This is a genomic window from Microcoleus sp. Pol17C6, assembly GCF_036701145.1.
Taxonomy (GTDB): Bacteria; Cyanobacteriota; Cyanobacteriia; order Cyanobacteriales; family Microcoleaceae; genus Microcoleus.
This window is the reverse complement of the sequence record NZ_JAUBQH010000021.1, coordinates 77,394-95,018: the sequence shown is the minus strand read 5'-3', so window position 1 is coordinate 95,018 and position 17,625 is coordinate 77,394. Positions and strand designations below refer to the sequence as shown.

Sequence of the window (17,625 nt, the reverse complement as noted above, 5' to 3'; positions counted from 1 at the left end):
GCGATGGGTTTTTGGGTTTGCAGGTGCCACAGTTTGATGGTGTTGTCACTGCTTGCAGAAGCCAAAGTTTTGCCATCGGGACTAAAGGCGACCCTTGTGACATAACTGCTATGCCCGGTGAGGGTAGCGATGGGTTTTTGGCTTTGCAGGTTCCACAGTTTGATGGTGTTGTCATAGCTTGCAGAAGCCAATGTCTTGCCATCTGGACTAACGGCGACGCTAATGACCACATTGTTATGCCCTTCCAAATGATTGCGCTCTTTTACTGCGGACACTGCTTGTTGCAGCGCAGCTATCACTCGTCCTCTAATATGTTTTGTCGTCTCGGCTGAAGCATCTAGTTGTTTGAATGCTTGCCCTGCCTTTAATGCTTCCAACAGTGCTTGGAATGTCTTTCCTGAACGAAATGATTCATTAGAAAAAGCAGTTTCCTGGATGACATTTGCTAAATTCTGGGCTTGAGTGACTTTATACGTGGCCAATTGCTGTGCTTTAATTAGCGTCTGATTCGCTTGAGTCAAAATTTTATTCGCTTGTCTCTGTGCTTCTAACTCTCGTTCAACTTCCCGCTGTTGTACTTCCCGACTGGCATTTAAAAACTGATAATCTAAATCGCTCAAACTTTTATCTACTGCCCAAGTTTGAGCATCTTGCAAGGCTTGACCCCGCAACAGTCGCGATTCATCTTGGCAATCAGAATCTATCCAAGCTTTAAAACTTTCGCTGTAAGGGCGGAGTTCCGCTAATTGTTTTTCCACCCAATCAAGGTTAAAAACCGATTGATAAATCGGGTTATAAACTTTAAGTTTGCCAGACTGCTTAACCACTAACCCGGTTAATCGCAGTTCCATTTGTTCGGGAGTGTCATGCGCCGCTATTTCACGGTGCTGCAAAATTTGCTGATACAGTCCCAGCAACCGACTGGCACGCTGTTCGCTGCGTAAAATGCGATCTCGAATCGTCTTTAAATGCTCTGGTTCATCCTGTCCTTCCCAATTATTAATCACCTTTTCTCGAACTAAATCTCCCACCCACTCAGCAGGATTTTGGATCGAGGCAGAGCTGGCGTGATTGAGAAGTAATTTACAAATTTTTTGTGTTAAAAATGGCTGTCCGCCCGTCCAATATAATACTGCTTCTAACAAAGCTTCAGAATTTTCCCCTTGAGTTTCTAACCCCACGACCAAAGGTTGAACTTCTGCTAATTGAAACCCCGTTAACTCTATCCCTCGACCAATATTAAAAGGAGTGCGTCGCTTGTCTTGAATTAAATCTGAGGGAGTAGCTACCCCTAACATTGTAAATGTTAATCGACGATAGTCGGGTTGATCAGCTCTATTATTATAGCAATCACGAATCACAGCAAAAAAATCTTCTATTTTAAAATTTAAGCTGATTAAGCTGTCCGACTCATCGACAAAAATTACTATATTTTCTGAGATATGCTTGAGCAATACTTCTTCAATAAATTTACTAAATCGTTTAACATTCGATAGTAACCTATTCTGCTCCCACCATTCATCTAAATCAAAAACGTCATACAAATCTAAGCGGCTGACTATGCTATCAATCACGCCTGCATACCACTCTTCTGGTGTAATATCTGAGGTTCCTATTTCTGTGATATCAATACTACTACAGGCGATTCCCTCTGCTTGTAACCGCTGCATTGTCCGCACTCGTAGGGATGATTTTCCCATTTGTCGGGAATTAAGAACATAGCAAAATTCTCCGGCTTTTAAAGCTTGATAAAGTTCTTCATCCGCCTTTCTCGTGACATAACTTGGGGCGTTTGCAGGCAGGCTACCCCCAACTTGATATTGATAATCTTTCATAGGTCATTGTTAATTTATAGGTGGAAATCAGAGAATCAAACAATCAATTTGTACAGTCGTACAGCTTCAGGAATTCCCTTTAACTGTTGCATACCTAAGTCAATCACCTTTAAAGGTGAGTGGGTTTTAACGACTTGATAAACTGTGTCAGAAATACAGATTCCTCCTGGCTCTGCTTTCCCTTCTAAACGAGCTGCTAAATTTACACCAGCCCCCCTGATATCATTATTAAGAAAGAAGATTTCCCCCAAGTGAATACCAATCCGGTGTTGCAGGACATGACTAGCAGGTAAGGTTGTAGCAGCTTCGGCGAAATTTCGTTGTATTTCTAGCGCACAGGCTACTGCTTTTACGGCACTTTCTGGAAAGAAAATTAATAAACCATCGCCCATTTCTTTAAGGACTTTGCCTTGATGTTTAGCGCAGATGCCTCGGATGATGTTGAAATCTCGATTCACTAATTCTAGTGTCAGCTTTTGGTTGGCAACTGATAAAGCGGTGGAATTAACAACATCCGAGAAAATTATAGTTCCTAAATTACTCTCTAGGTTCAAACTTGATTGGTTATTCGTTTGTTGCCCAGCAGTCATCTTTACTTGGGCAGAGGCTAGGCGATGGCGAAAATATTGACGATACAAACCACACAATGGCATGACAGCATTTCCCTGAAATTTGATCAACCCCATGCTTCGCAATTTAAAAGCGTCTCCGGTATTAATTTCTACAGGTTGCTCGCTGTTAATAACTTGTCTAATTGTTGCTGCTAGTTGTGCATCTTGTTCCAAGTTAACTAAATGCCGTCGTAAATGATCGTAGTAAGGGCTTTCTTCAGTAGGAGCGAGTTTTAGCAAGCTATCTAAGCTAATTCTCCCCCTGGCAATTTGGTAAAGAGCAGCTCGCACTAAATAAGGATGACCGCCTACCATTTCCATCAGGTCACAAATCTCTTGATGTGACCAATTTAATTGGTGTCGATTCACTAAGTCTGTTACCTGTCTCTGATTGAGTTCAGGTAATTCTATGGGCAATCCCACGTTAAATGGCGACTGATTAATATTGAGAGGAATATAAACTTCTTGAGAGTGAGAAATGACTAACCTCAGCTTTTTCCAAATTTCCTCATTTTTCCCCCGTTCGTGCCAAGCTCGTAATAATCCAAAGAAGTCGGTGGCTATTTCGGAATGCTCAAAAATGCGATCGACTTCATCTAACCCTAAAATAAGAGGCCGCTCGCTGTCAGATAATAGATAGCGTTGGAAATACTTCGTGCTTTTATTTTTACTGCCGAGAACGCCTTTCCAATATTCTCCTAACCTATCTTCTAAATTTAATTCATTGGTAATCTCACCACAAAACCACTGCAACAACTCATCAAGATTGGTGAGAAAACTGCCATCAGCCGATTGAAAGTTTAAATAAGCTGTTTGATATCCCTGTTCCTTGGCGTGGTATAAAACTCGCTGTAATAAGGAAGTTTTTCCCATTTGCCGGGGGGCTTTGATTCGGATTAAAGCTCCGGGTTTGACAATGGTTTGGTAGCACTCCGATTCAATGGGAGGACGATCGATATATAGGGGTGAATCTAAACTAACAGAACCTTCGGGGTTATCTAAGTTGAGAAGAGAAACCGGAGGTGGGGCGATCGATCGCGCATTTTCCAGCACAGGCGACGACTCCTCAACGATATCGCTAACAGAAGCATCGCCCGATCGCTCTATTGCATCCAACTCAGAAAAATCCGACTTTTTCTTTAATACCGGAGTCAGCTCTTCTGGAATATCTGCCATGCTGATGCTAACGCAACCCAACTTGTAGGCAAATTCGATCGACTCCCCCGCCGCCAACGTATCGTAAAAACCTACAGCAAATTCTCGTGCGGCCTTATCTCCCACCGCTTGGTTCATGCCGATCACATAGGGAATGTGACGTGCGATCGCCTCAGCTTGCACTTCTGAATAGCAAGCGTTGAGTATTACGCACTCCACGTACTCCTTAAACGCCTCAAACAAAGCTGCCAAAGCTTTGGCATTTACTAGCTTAATCTGCCCCATGTCATCTTCTAGGGCTAAACCCCCTTCTCCTGCACCATGCCCGGAGAAATGCACAATCTCTGGTTTATAGTCTAATACGGCTCGCTGCATTTCTCTTGGCGTCACCGCCCACTGTTGCTCCAGTTGAAACTTGTCACGCTTTTTAGAACGTTGCAATCCCTCTGCAATTTCCTTCGCCTCTTCACCTAAGCGCAGGGGAGTGGAGTTTTTCGGGTTGGCTGCCAAAAACAGGATAGTTTTTTTCTTTCGAGTAGAAATACTCATCAATGGAACCTTCACGCTTAGGAGATACAGGAGCTTAACGACACTACCTCAGTCAGGGCGAGATATTTCTTGCCTTTACGGTATTTAAGCACAAACATATTTATTTGTGTTGGTAAGTCAATTGGCAGAAAGGATCATCCTGAGTCAGGCATAACCAATCGAAAAGGCGATCGCTACTCTCAACTAATCATTTGAGATCCGTATTCAAGAAGTGCGATCGGCTTCCCCTTTTGCAGTCCTATTTCATAAATATCGAGATTTTTTATATTTTTATTTTCATGCCAAATCCAGAATTTTTTGATGATTATTATTGCCTAAATTAGTACATAAAATCTTCTATACTTCCGCATTTGTTTAATCCACGCACTCCGAAAAAAAAACGGGTTTTTTATCAAATCTGTGGATAACAACAATGATTTATTTTAGTTTACTTAAACAATCATTCAATTCCCCTACCAACCATTCTTTCTCAGCTTGCGGCAAAAATAAGCCAAAACAATAGTTACGCGACTTGGCGCGAATCCCGCAAAAAGTCATCGATTTTTTGAGCAATGGCAGATGAATTCCCCTCAACTTTACCCGCTGGATATCTTGAGGACGGATTTGAATTGGTCTAGTGAATTGACGATAATCAGTCCGACACAACCACATCAAAGCATAAAATAGGGTAAATGTTGTTATAGCCAGGATTGATATATTGAAAAATAGCCCAGATAATCTCTGTAGCCAGTCGCTTGTAGTGTATTCACAATACAAGCTAGATAGAACAAATCCCAGAATCAAAGAGAATGGAAGTAAAAATTTATAACTCAGATGAATGAACTGGAAAAACCACTTGAGTTTGCTAGGTGAACGATCGGGGTGTATCTTGATTAATAACCACCGTTTAGCGTCAATTAAAGTAATTCGGGATTGGGGCGATCGCTTAAACATTTTGTCGGGATTATTCCCGCTTGGCTGTTCCCCTCGCAGCGCTGACAAAGCATCTTTTGCTGAGTTAAATCGATCTTCAATTGCGGGTTCAATTATCTTCTCTAACCAGTCGGCAAACTCTGTAGAAATAGAGACGATCTCGCGGAATTTTACCTTCAGCTTTTCTCTGGGTAAATCCGATGGAAATTGCTGGGTTAACAAGAAAAGCAGCGTCGTTCCTAATCCATACAAATCTGTTGACAATACAGCTTTTCCTCTAAATTGTTCTGGTGCCATGTAACCGTAGGTTCCGACAACGGTGCTGCCTCCAGTAACGGTATGATGGTAAGTATTTTGAACTGCGCCAAAATCAACTAGGAAGACTCGCCCATTTTTTTGCAGAATTATATTTTGAGGCTTGATATCTCGGTGGATAGTAGCAGGTAACAGCGATTGCCGGTAAGTTAGAATTTCTAGCAATTGATAGGCGATATGACGCACTTGCGCTTCATTTGGTTTCCAGCCATTTTCTATCCACTGTGCGAGAGACTTTCCCGGTGCGAATTGTTGGGCGATATAAAAACAACGATCTTGAGAAGTATCAACTTGAAAGTAGTCAATGTAGTGAGGAATTCCCGGATGATTCAATCCCGATAAAGTTTTTGCTTCTCGTTCAAATAACTCGATTTTCTTTCATTCAGTTGTCAGACGCAGGGATAAAGCTTTGAGTGCAACTTTTTGATTGCTATTTAAATCTACAGCAGCATAGGTGATTCCAACTCCGCCCTGTCCTAATTTGCCGAGAATGCGATATCTTTCAGCGTAAGGATTCAGGTCTAAAAACTTGCGGCTCCAACGCTTGTCTGGCAAGGGTTGTAGGGCAAAATAAGGGTTTTTGCCTTTCGTGGTTGATTGTCAATAAAGGACGAAAAACTGTCATTTTTTGTCTTTTATTGAGAATAGAGATTTATTTAGCATCAAGCTCCAGATCTAAAGTCTTTGCCCAGCAAGGAGTTCAGTGACCTGAATCCTTACCTTTCAGCAATGATTTTTTCCGATTGTTGTAGTGTTTTCATATTTTTGTGCCTGAGTTGATTGTGGATGATTAGTAGGTTGCACCGCGAGATATGAGTATTTTGGCTGCTGCTTCTCCGTCGGGGTTCCAGTTGATTTCTGCTATCTTTAGGGGCGTGTCACCATAGCAGTTTGTAGCGTTGATTGTTGCACCTTTCGCAATTAGTAATTTTAAGATTTCTACAGTGCCATAATGTGCGGCTTTGTGCAGGGGAGTTGTGTCACACTTATCTCTATTATTAACATCTGCACCGTTTTTAATTAGCAGTGCAGCAATATCATTGTGTCCGATCGCGATCGCTTGATACAACGGAGTTTGACCGTTCTCCTTTCTAACGTTAACCCTTGCGCCATTAGCAATTAGCAGTTCAGCGATATCTTGAGAGCCTTGAGCAACAGCAAGATGCAGGGGAGTTTGAAGCAAGTTATTTTTGCTATTAACGAATGCACCTTTGGCAATGAGTTGTTTGGCTACATCCTCAAGTTTGAAATCTAGAGCGATATGCAGTAAAGTTCTGCCTTCTTTGTCTTCACTATTAACATCTGGGTTTTTACTAATTAGCAGCGCCACTGCATCCTGAAGTTTCAGGTCTACGGCGATATCCAGTGGAGTTTTTCTTTGATTATCCTGGATATTAATTTCTGCACCTTTAGCAATCAGCAATTTTAAGATTTCTACAGTGCCATAATGTGCGGTTTTGTGCAGTGGAGTTGTGCCAGATCCATCTATATTATTGACATCTGTACCGTTGTTAATTAGCAGTGCAGCAATCTCATTGTGTCCGATCGCGATCGCTCGATACAATGGAGTTTGACCGTTCGCATTTCTAGCGTTAACCCTTGCGCCATTAGCAATTAGCAGTTCAGCGATATTTTGATAGCCTCGCTCGACAGCAAGATGCAGGGGAGTTCTTTTTTCACTATCCAGAATCGCCACATTTGCACCGTCTTTAATTAGCTGTTGTACCAACTCCTTAAAACCTATTTTGGCTGCATTATGTAATAAAGCTGTACTCTTGCCATTTCGGGCATTGTCTTCTTTGATGTTAATTTTTGCGCCTGCGGCGAGTAGTATCTTTGCGATCGCCTTCGATCGCGCCGTATGTAGAGGAGTCAAGCCATTTTTGTTTTTGGCATTGACATCCGCACCTTTAGCAATCAGCAACTTGGCCATTTCAGGCGATCGGGCAAAGAACAGAGGAGTTCTATTAAAATATTGACTTCCTGTCCGGGCGTTAATATCTGCACCTTTAGCAATTAGCGTCTGTGCCACTTTTATGTGATCGAACATAGCAGCGATGTGTAATGGGGTACCGCCATGTGTACCCTTAGCGTTGACATCTGCACCTTTGGCAATTAACAATTCTGCCACCTCTTTTGAGCCAGCAAAGTGTAGTAAATTCTGACTGCCTATCCTGCTATTGGCACTAATACCAAGATCCAGATAATGCCTAATAGTGTTAGTATCTCCCTGGCTGGCAGCCTCGACAACTGCATCGGGTGTAAATCCAATCCGGTTGAGGATGGGATATTTAAAGTGATTAAAAACAGCAACAGTAGCAATAGCAGCAATTCCTATTTTGAGGCGCTTTTTCCATTGCGTCGGATTGGATTTAACGTTAACTCTTCGAGGATTGTGAAGAGATTCAAGCGCTTCTTGTGCCGATTCAAAGCGGTTTTCTAAATCTGGCGCGATCGCTTTTTCTAACCAATCGGCAAATGCTGAAGAAATCTGAATTTGAGAGCGAAAATCTTTCTCTAGTATATTTGTTGGTAATTCGGCGGGGGAACGGTGGGTTAGTAAATACAACAATGTCGCTCCTAAACCATATAAATCTGTTGCAGGTACGGCTTGTCCGAGACATTGTTCTGGAGCCATATAACCATAGGTTCCAACTACGGTACTTCCTCGCATTAAAGTATTGTAATAAGTGTTTTGCACTGCTCCAAAATCTACTAAGCAGACTGCCCAGTCTTTTTCTTTGTGGGAATCGATCGGCGATTTGAAAACAATATTTTCTGGTTTAATATCCCGGTGGATCACAGGTGGTGTCTGTGAATGGAGATAAACTAAAATCTCCAAAATTTGTGTTGCAATGCGTTGAATTTCAGGTTCACTAGCGTGCCAGCCATTTTCGACTAAACTCGCTAGAGATTGCCCTTGGGCCAGTTCTTGTACTATATAAAAACAACGGTTATCGGGAGTATCGACATAAAAATAATCCAAATAACGCGGAATTCCCGGATGATTCAATTTTGATAAAACATTGGCTTCTCGTTCAAAGAGTTCCAGGACTTTCCAGTCATTCATCTTCTGTAAAGACAAAGCTTTGAGTGCGACTCGCTGGTGTGTTTGGAGGTCAACGGCTTCATAAGTTGTGCTACTACCGCCTTCTCCGAGTAGCTTTTTAATTTGATAGTGTTTGACTAAGTTATGGGGAATTTGTTCAACAATATCCATAGCATTATCCTGGGTTCATGAGTACCAACAAACATTTTATACTTGGGTTTTAAAAACCCAAATTTTGAAAAATTTCTGCAATGTAAATTGAGTGTTTGAGTATATTTCAAACAAGTCAATAGAAAAGTCAATGACGGACTCTGTATATTTGCTTAAATTTCAATTACCGTATTTCTATGGAGAGCTTACCCAGAATTTTGGAGTGTCATATCACCTTTGGCGAAAATTTGCGTACGGGATATTGATCGTAATCGAGCCGATAATCATAGCCGACGCGATCGTAAATGCCTGCAAGCAATTCCGGCAAATTAACAATAGGTTCTACATCTTCTTCGCGCAAAGGAAGTTGTCGGTCTTTTTGAGATGCTAGCCAACGTTCGTAGGCTTCTCTATCGCCACTTTCTCTCTCAGCGCCCTCTGCGTCCTCTGCGGTTAATCCAAAAAAGTAGTGATTTTGGATACAATTCCCGACTCAACAGTCGCTCGCACTCCTCAATTTTCGATGCGGATCTAAAATTCACCTAAAGTTCGACGCCCTTTGGCAAAACCCTTCCTAAGATAGAAGTTGGGGGACGATCGGTCTTTTAGCCGATTCAGGAGCAAGAGTCAAGGACTCCATCGAACCCAAATCCAGAGCAGCAAGACAGGGAGGACATCAAAATCATGGTAAACGCGCCGACAGGGGAAGCCCGACTGGGCCCGATGGATCAGGTGCAAGCCTTAGACCGCGATTGCACAACCCTATCTCGTCACGTACTCCAGCAACTTCACAGCTTTTCAGCAGATGCTCAAGATCTCAGCGCCCTGATGAATCGCATCGGACTAGCTGCCAAGCTGATCGCAAGGCGGCTCAGCAGAGCCGGATTAATGGCAGATGCCTTGGGGTTTACAGGGGCTACGAACGTGCAGGGAGAATCCGTCAAAAAGATGGATATCTATGCCAATGAAGTGTTTATCTCGGTATTCCAGCAAAGCGGACTTGTCTGCCGCTTGGCTTCGGAGGAAATGGAAAAACCCTACTACATTCCCGAAAACTGTCCGATCGGACGCTACAGTCTGCTCTACGACCCCATAGACGGTTCTTCCAATCTTGACATCAATCTCAATGTCGGCTCAATATTCAGCATCCGCAAGCAAGAGGGGGACGATGAAGACGGTTCTGCTTCAGACTTGCTGCAACATGGACACAAACAAATTGCCGCTGGTTATGTGCTCTACGGCCCGAGTACCATGCTGGTTTATTCGATCGGTCAGGGTGTTCATTCCTTTACCCTCGACCCCAGTTTGGGCGAGTTTATTCTAGCTAACGAAAACATTAAGGTTCCTGATCGCGGCCCGATTTACAGCGTTAATGAAGGCAACTTCTGGCAGTGGGAGGAATCTTTGAGAGACTACATTCGCTATGTACACCGCAGCGAAGGCTACAGCGCCCGGTACGGCGGGGCTTTGGTGGGAGATTTCCACCGGATTTTATTCCAGGGAGGCGTCTTTTTGTACCCCGGAACGGTGAAAAACCCCGAGGGCAAATTGCGTTTGCTCTACGAATCGGCTCCTTTGGCGTTTTTGATGGAGCAAGCCGGCGGGCGCGCCAGTACGGGCATTCAAGACATCTTAGACGTTGTGCCGACCAAACTGCACGAGCGATCGCCCTTGATTATCGGCAGTAAAGAAAATGTAGCGATGGTGGAGTCTTTTATTCAAGATCGATCGCGCAATCCTAGAACAGTCCAACAGTGAAGGAAGTTCGGCAACGGATTATGCAACGGATGTAACGGATGTAACGGATGTAAGGAACAAGGAAGAAGAAAGAAGAAAGAAGGAAGGAAGAGGGAAGAAGGAAGAGGGTTTTAACTTATAACTTTCGACTCCCAATTACCAATTCCCCATTGCCAATTTTGACTTTTCAATTCCCGATTTCCAAGTCCCAATTAACAGCTATCAAATTGTAGGAGTTACAGTAATGACAGCAACACCAATGAATCACCTGTTAGAAATCAAAGAAATTGGCCAAAGTATCTGGATGGACAATTTGACTCGCGATCTGATCGAGTCCGGCGAACTCAAACAGATGATTGAAAGTAGGGGACTGCGGGGGATTACATCCAATCCAGCTATTTTTGAGAAAGCGATCGCGGGTAATGTGATTTACGACGCGGATATCGAAGCGGGCATCCGGGCGGGTAAATCTGTAATGGAGATTTACGAATCTCTGGTATTTGAAGATATCCGCAACGCTTGCGACATCTTCGCCCCAGTTTACGCAGAGTCGAAGGGTTTGGACGGTTACATTAGCATTGAAGTGCCACCGACGATCGCCAACGATACAGAAAGTACGATTACCGAAGCCCTGCGCTATTACCAAGCCCTCGGCAAAGAAAACGTGATGATTAAGATTCCGGGAACCGCTGAAGGTTTGCCCGCAGTCGAGCGAGTCATCAGCGAAGGCATTAACGTTAACGTGACTTTGCTGTTCTCGGTTGACAGCTACGTCGAAACCTTCTGGGCTTACATTCGCGGTTTAGAAGCACGGGTGGCTAAAGGTTTGGATGTGAGCAATATTGCTTCTGTTGCCAGTTTCTTCTTGAGCCGGATCGACATCAATGTCGATGGCAAGATTGACGAGAAACTCAAAAATGTCACAGATATTTCCACAAAAGCTAAACTGGAAGCAGTGAAGGGGAAAATTGCGATCGCCAATGCGAAGATAGCTTACCAGAAGTATAAAGAGATCGTAGCGAGCGATCGCTGGCAAGCTTTAGCAGCCAAAGGAGCGAAAGTGCAGCGATTGCTGTGGGCTTCCACCAGCACCAAAAACCCCAACTACAGCGATGTCATGTACGTCGATGAACTAATCGGCCCCGACACCGTTAACACTTTGCCACCGAACACCGTTGAAGCTTGTTTCGACCACTGCGATGTCGCACCCCGGATTGAGAACAACGTTGAAGAAGCTTACACCCTGATCGAAAGTCTCAAAGATCCCGACATAGACATCAACTTGGACCAAGTGATGGCAGACTTGCTCATCGACGGGATTGAGAAATTCGTCAATCCGTTCCAATCCCTGATGGATTCCTTGCAAGAGAAAGTCCAGAAGTTGTCGCCCGTCGCTTAGGCAGATATCTGTATCCTGAAAGGCAGAAGCATTTAGGAATCGGAGTAGATAATTATTTGGGTTCTTAAAGGCTGAGTTTTAAATCCTCTCTAGGAATTTTGAGATTAATGGGTGTCAGGGTTCCTAGAGAGCAAAATCATCTGCCTCCTCTAGCAGTATTAAGAATCGATTAACTCTCTCACCCAGCAACTAGCAGAAATGACCGCAAACTATCATGGTGTCTTGGCAGGGTTAACATCACTAGAACAAGGAAAATAAATAATGGTAACGCTACTTGAAAATCCACTGCGGGTCGGTTTGCGAAAAGAACGGGTGCCGGAACCACAAATTCTGGTAATCTTCGGAGCTTCTGGGGATCTCACCCAGCGCAAACTGGTACCTGCAATTTATCAGATGAAGCGCGATCGGCGCTTGCCACCGGAAACTACCGTCGTGGGAGTAGCCCGCCGGCCTTGGAGTCACGATTACTTCCGAGAGCAAATGCGCGAAGGCATTGAAGAATTTGGCGGCGGCATTGGCAATGAAGAATTTTGGCAAGATTTCGCTAAAGGTTTGTACTACTGTCCCGGCGACATTGATAACCCCGAAAGCTATCAAAAACTCAAAGCTTTCTTAGCAGAAATCGACGAAGAAAGGAGAACTCGCGGCAATCACATATTTTATCTATCAGTTTCCCCGAACTTTTTCCCAGAAGCAATTAGGCAACTGGGCGATGCTCAAATGCTGGTAGATCCAGTAAAACACCGCTTGGTAATTGAAAAACCCTTCGGTCGCGACTTGAGCTCGGCAAAAGCTCTCAACCGAGTCGTGCAGAAGGTTTGCCAAGAACAGCAAGTTTACCGTATAGACCATTATTTGGGTAAAGAAACTGTTCAGAATTTAATGGTGTTCCGGTTTGCTAACGCGATTTTTGAACCGCTGTGGAATCGGCAATTTGTCGATCACGTACAAATTACAGTTGCAGAAACAGTAGGCGTAGAAGACCGGGCTGGTTACTACGAATCCTCTGGGGCGTTGCGGGATATGCTGCAAAACCACTTGATGCAGATTTTCTGTCTGACGGCGATGGAACCGCCGAACTCGCTCGACGCTGACAGCATCCGCACCGAAAAGATGAAAGTTCTGCAAGCAACTCGCTTGGCAGATTTGAATAACTTGGAGTTCTCAGCGATTCGGGGTCAATATTCCGCAGGTTGGATGAAGGGCAAACCGGTGCCGGGGTATCACGATGAACCGGGGGTTGCTGCCAACTCGACAACGCCGACTTTTGTGGCGATGAAGTTTATGATTGACAACTGGCGCTGGCAGGGAGTGCCTTTCTACCTGCGAACCGGCAAGCGGTTGCCGAAAAAAGTTAGCGAAATTGCGATTCAGTTCCGCGAAGTTCCGCTGCTAATCTTTCAGTCTGCGGCCCAACAAACTACTCCTAACGTTTTGACTATGCGCGTGCATCCCAACGAGGGGATTTCGCTGAGGTTTGAGGCGAAAATGCCGGGGCCGGATTTGCGGACGCGGACGGTGGATATGGATTTCAGTTACGGTTCTTCCTTTGGGGTGACATCTTCGGATGCTTACGATCGCCTGTTAATTGATTGTATGCTGGGCGACCAAACTTTGTTTACCCGTTCTGATGAAGTGGAAGAAGCTTGGCGGGTGGTAACGCCGGCGCTGATGGATTGGGAATCGTCCAACGAACAGGAGTTGGTTCCTAAATACGAAGCGGGTACTTGGGAACCGGCGGAAGCAGAACTGCTAATTAACAGAGACGGCCGCAAGTGGCGCAGACTTTAAGAGTCATTAGTCAGCAGTCTTTAGTTTATTGGTCAGGATTAGCCATTATTGATTAGCTAAAAACCAATGACTAAGAACCAATGACTAATGACTAATAACAAATAACAAAGGAGAAAAGATTTATGACGATGACACCGATGAAAGCTCCGCCTCTGGTTTCGCTGCAAAATCCTAAAGATGTGTCGATCGACCAAATAGAAGCCGAATTGAGTCAAATTTGGGAAAGTTACAGAGAATCTGGTTCAAAGGGCGATTCTCCGATCGCTAGTAGGGCAACAACTTTTACTTTTGTAGTCTACGAACCCGAAGAAACTCAGCGGTTATTGGCGGATCTGGGGTTTTACGACGGGCCAGTGGACGGTATTACCGGGCCGATGACGGCATCTAGCATCAGGGCAGCTCAAAAAGCTTACGGGCTGCCGAGAACTGGCAAACCTAACGCTGAATTGCTGGCGACTTTGCGGGAAGAAGTGGCTCGCAAAAATTCAAAAGGCGAGGAGATGGGATCGAGTGGTTTGGGTTCCGGGGGATCGGGCGTGGCTGACGCGATCGTGGCTGCCAATCCCTGCCGGATTATTGCTCTGTGTCCGACGGCGGGGGAAGATACAGGCGTGCAGGCTCAAGTGGCTGCTTATTGTCCGGTTCACAAGCGCACCACTGGCAATCTAATCTGCTGCGAGTATATTACGCTCCGGGGTACGGAAGCGGCGCTGGAACGGGTGAGCGGCATCGTGACGGCGCTGACGATCCCCGATTTGCCGACGCTGCTGTGGTGGAAGGCGAACCCGGATGCCGATCGAGGTTTGTTCCAGCGGCTGGCGGCAATTAGCAGTTCTGTGATTGTTGACTCTAGCAGCTTTGCCGAGTGTGAAGCGGAATTGCTGTTGATGCAAAGTCTGATCGAGGAGGGAATTCCGATCGCGGATCTGAATTGGCGCCGGCTGGCTGCGTGGCAGGAGTTGGCTGCTGAGGCTTTTGACGCCCCGGAACGTCGCGCTGCGATTCGGGAAATCGATCGGGTGACGATCGATTACGAACAGGACAATTCTACTCAAGCGCTGATGTATTTGGGTTGGCTGGCGAGCCGGCTTCAGTGGCGTCCTGTTGCTTTCAAACAGGAAGAGGGCGATTACCAAATCAAGCGAATTAAATTCGCGGGGCCCGACGAACGGGTTGTAGAAGCGGAGTTGGCTGCTATTCCTACTGCTGATACGGGCGATGTCCCGGGCGATTTGATTGCTCTGCGTTTGAGTTCTACGAACGAGAAGGCTGACTGCGGTACGGTTCTGTGTTCGGAAGTGGGCGGCTGTATGCGGATGGAAACGAAGGGTGGCGCTCAAACCGATCGGTTTAACCAGGTGAGTCCTCTGTTCGATCAGGTGACGGAACAGTTGCTGGGCCAACACTTGCTGAGTTGGGGCCGGGACGTGCTTTACGAAGAAAGTTTGGCAGTGACGGCTCAAATGCTGAAGTTACCTAAGCGGTAAAAAGAAGTTCGGCAACGGATTGTGTACCGGATGTAACGGATGTAACGGATGGATGGAATCAGGAGCAAGGAGAAAAAAATAAGCAAGACGGATTGAGTTAATATTCAGTGGGGCAGGCAATGTCTGCCCTACTTTTATTCTTCTCTTTTCTTCCTACCCTTCGGGAACGGCTTCGCCGAACGCGCTCTTGGCGTCTTCGCGGTTCGTTAAATAGTTATTATTTGAGCGGTTTGAGAGCAATACTCATAACTTTATCAACTGTCTATTTTTATGAGAAAAGATTGCCTAAATCTTTTATTGATACAGAAACCGCAGATGCAAGGCAGATTAACACAGATAAACGCAGATAATTTCCTGATTGGAAAGCGACTTGGGCAATCTTATCTATTATTTATTTTAACTAACTAGAACTATGGCTTTAGTAATTGCTGGCGAACGCAGCGGTGCGGGAAAGACGACTGTGACGATCGCCCTTTTAGCTTATTTAATCCGTCGCGGCTTGAATGTTCAATCTTTTAAGGTAGGCCCGGATTACATCGATCCGATGTTTCATGCTTTTGTCACGGGTCGCCCCTGTCGGAATTTAGACGCAATATTAACCTCTGAATCTTATGTAAAAAAGTGTTTTTCTCGTCATATTCAAGATGTCGATTATGCCTTAGTTGAAGGGGTTATGGGTTTATTTGATGGAGTGAGTCGAAAAACTCAGGAATCAGGAAGGCACGACACGAATTTTGACACGGATACACGGATTAATTATCGAAAAGAAGAAGGCAATTATGATTTTTCCTTTGCTTCTACGGCTCATGTGGCTTATTTGCTGAATTTGCCGGTATTGTTTGTGATAGATTGCAGCAGGCTCTCTGGTTCTGTCGCTGCGATCGCCCACGGTTTTCGTTCTTTTAACCCTGACCTTAAATTCGCTGGTTTGGTGCTGAATCGGGTGGCGAGCGATCGACATTTGGAACTGCTTCAAGATGCTCTCAAACCGCTCAATTTACCTATTGTGGGCGTTTTGCGTAGGGATGAGGCTGTTACTATTCCCGATCGACATTTGGGGCTGATTCCGGCTGAGGAGTTGCCGAATCTTCATGCTGCGATCGATAAATTAGCTGATTTGGCTGCTGTTAGTTTTGACTGGGAGCAACTTTTGCCTTTGTTGGCTGCAACTCGAAATGGGGGGGGTGAGGGGTCTGATCAACTTTTGGGTAGACACAATCTCCCTTCCAAAATTGTAACTAAAAAAGATGATGTTGTCAACAGTTTGGGAAAACAATTTGGAGTGAGGATTGCAGTTGCGCGCGATCGGGCTTTTAATTTTTACTATCAGGATAATCTTGATTTGTTGGAAGAGTTGGGTGCGGAGTTAGTATTTTGGAGTCCCCTTGATGACGCTGTTTTTCCTGACAATGTGCAAGGGTTATATTTTGGTGGTGGTTTTCCCGAGGTGTTTGCTCAAAAATTGAGCGGTAATGTTTTAATTCGGGATGCGGTAAAAAGTGCGATTTTTTCGGGAATGCCGACTTATGCGGAGTGCGGCGGTTTGATGTATTTGTGCGATTCTATTGTAGACTTCGATGGCAATTCTTGGCCAGGGGTGGGAGTGTTGGAAACTGCTGCTGCGATGGGAAAGCGTTTGACCCTGGGATACCGAGAAGCTGTGGCGGTGAGGGATAGTTCGGTGTTAACTGCTCTTGATGAGGTTTGGGGACATGAGTTTCATCGATCGCACTTAACTGTGGAACCGACTAATCCAGTTTATCACAGTTGGAGGTACGGCAAGCGGGGGGAAGTTGAGGCGGTTGCTGAAGGTTGGGGAGTTTGTCAGGTGCACGCTTCTTATTTGCATTTGCATTGGGGTGCTCGGCCTGATATTCCGGCTCGTTTTTTGCAGCAGTGTGCTGATGCGTGATTGTAAGGGTGTTTTGGGCGATCGAGAAAGCGAACTAGATTTTTTTATTTAATTAACCGCAGAGGACACAGAGGGCACAGAGAAGAGATGAGAGAGGGTTTACTGTATTAGAATGTTCATGACGGATCAAGCTAGGGATGTTGGGATTTATGAGCGAATCAATTTCGACTAAGCAGTTGTCCGCACAATGGGTAACACCAGATAATTTTCGGAGTTACGGTCAAGTTATCTTTGCGGCTGTTGATGGCAAGTCTTTCGATGCTGAGGATGCTCAGTTAAGTTTGCAAAATGGTATTCCTAGATTTTACATTATGCGGCTGCACGAGAAAGGTCGCAAGTTTGGCAAAATTACGCGGCACGTTCAATGTACTCAGTGTTTGGGTTCTTTGGAGGGAAAGGATTGGTTGATGGCGGTTGCGCCTCCTGGAGATAGCTATAAACCGAGTTTAGAGGATATGGCTGCTTTTCGGATTCCGGGCAATTGTTTTATTAAGTTAGATGTGGGGACTTGGCACGCTGGGCCTTATTTTGATGCGGATTTTGTGGATTTTTACAATCTGGAGTTGAGCAATACTAATGTGGTTGACCATTTTACCTTTGATTTGGTAAAAAATCACAATCTGGAGTTTGAGATTGTCTGATGTTGGCGATTTGTCGTTGCGCTTTCTGCGGGGTGATTCTCGTTACAGGTTGGTTTTTTGAGTAAGATTTGTTAACCGCAGA

At 45.0% G+C, this 17,625-nt stretch carries 12 protein-coding genes; 6 read left to right on the top strand and 6 right to left on the bottom strand.

All coding sequences use genetic code 11. The annotated features are described in order from the left end of the window. From QUA25_RS12980 to QUA25_RS12955, 6 genes are all read right to left on the bottom strand, one after another. Nucleotides 1–1,835: AAA-like domain-containing protein (locus tag QUA25_RS12980; protein WP_333038329.1), on the bottom strand; the 1,835-nt coding region annotated here is incomplete at its 3' end. A gap of 35 nt (nt 1,836–1,870) precedes the next feature. Beyond that, a complete protein-coding gene (locus tag QUA25_RS12975) occupies nt 1,871–4,150 on the bottom strand; it encodes an AAA-like domain-containing protein (RefSeq protein WP_333038327.1) in 2,280 nt (759 codons plus the stop codon). A gap of 417 nt (nt 4,151–4,567) precedes the next feature. Next, nucleotides 4,568–5,749 (bottom strand): serine/threonine-protein kinase, encoded by a 1,182-nt coding sequence (locus QUA25_RS12970; protein ID WP_333038333.1) that lies wholly within the window; start codon nt 5,747–5,749, stop codon nt 4,568–4,570. A gap of 6 nt (nt 5,750–5,755) precedes the next feature. Further along, complete coding sequence (locus tag QUA25_RS12965; RefSeq protein ID WP_333038326.1) at nt 5,756–5,932, bottom strand: hypothetical protein; 177 nt, start codon at nt 5,930–5,932, stop codon at nt 5,756–5,758. Between the two features lie 235 nt (nt 5,933–6,167). After that, complete coding sequence (locus QUA25_RS12960; protein ID WP_333038324.1) at nt 6,168–8,597, bottom strand: ankyrin repeat domain-containing protein; 2,430 nt, start codon at nt 8,595–8,597, stop codon at nt 6,168–6,170. Between the two features lie 205 nt (nt 8,598–8,802). Next, a complete protein-coding gene (locus QUA25_RS12955) occupies nt 8,803–8,937 on the bottom strand; it encodes a DUF4058 family protein (protein WP_333038323.1) in 135 nt (44 codons plus the stop codon). 323 nt (nt 8,938–9,260) lie between these two features. On the opposite strand from QUA25_RS12955, the gene fbp reads away from it, so the two are divergent. The 6 genes from fbp to QUA25_RS12925 all read left to right on the top strand — a co-directional run bounded on the left by fbp (nt 9,261) and on the right by QUA25_RS12925 (nt 17,543). Further along, nucleotides 9,261–10,334: a class 1 fructose-bisphosphatase gene (fbp, locus tag QUA25_RS12950; protein ID WP_333038320.1), complete on the top strand. Its 1,074-nt coding sequence runs from the start codon at nt 9,261–9,263 to the stop codon at nt 10,332–10,334. A gap of 223 nt (nt 10,335–10,557) precedes the next feature. Next, a complete protein-coding gene (tal, locus tag QUA25_RS12945; RefSeq protein ID WP_333038317.1) occupies nt 10,558–11,712 on the top strand; it encodes a transaldolase in 1,155 nt (384 codons plus the stop codon). A 261-nt stretch (nt 11,713–11,973) separates the two neighbouring features. Further along, nucleotides 11,974–13,503, top strand: coding sequence for a glucose-6-phosphate dehydrogenase (zwf, locus tag QUA25_RS12940; protein WP_333038315.1), 1,530 nt, complete (start codon nt 11,974–11,976; stop codon nt 13,501–13,503). Between the two features lie 122 nt (nt 13,504–13,625). Continuing rightward, entirely contained in the window at nt 13,626–14,990 is a 1,365-nt protein-coding gene (opcA, locus tag QUA25_RS12935; RefSeq protein ID WP_333038313.1) for a glucose-6-phosphate dehydrogenase assembly protein OpcA, read from the top strand. A gap of 412 nt (nt 14,991–15,402) precedes the next feature. Further along, a complete protein-coding gene (locus QUA25_RS12930) occupies nt 15,403–16,902 on the top strand; it encodes a cobyrinate a,c-diamide synthase (protein WP_333038310.1) in 1,500 nt (499 codons plus the stop codon). 149 nt (nt 16,903–17,051) lie between these two features. Continuing rightward, a complete protein-coding gene (locus QUA25_RS12925) occupies nt 17,052–17,543 on the top strand; it encodes an ureidoglycolate lyase (RefSeq protein ID WP_333038307.1) in 492 nt (163 codons plus the stop codon). Nucleotides 17,544–17,625: the final 82 nt, after the last annotated feature.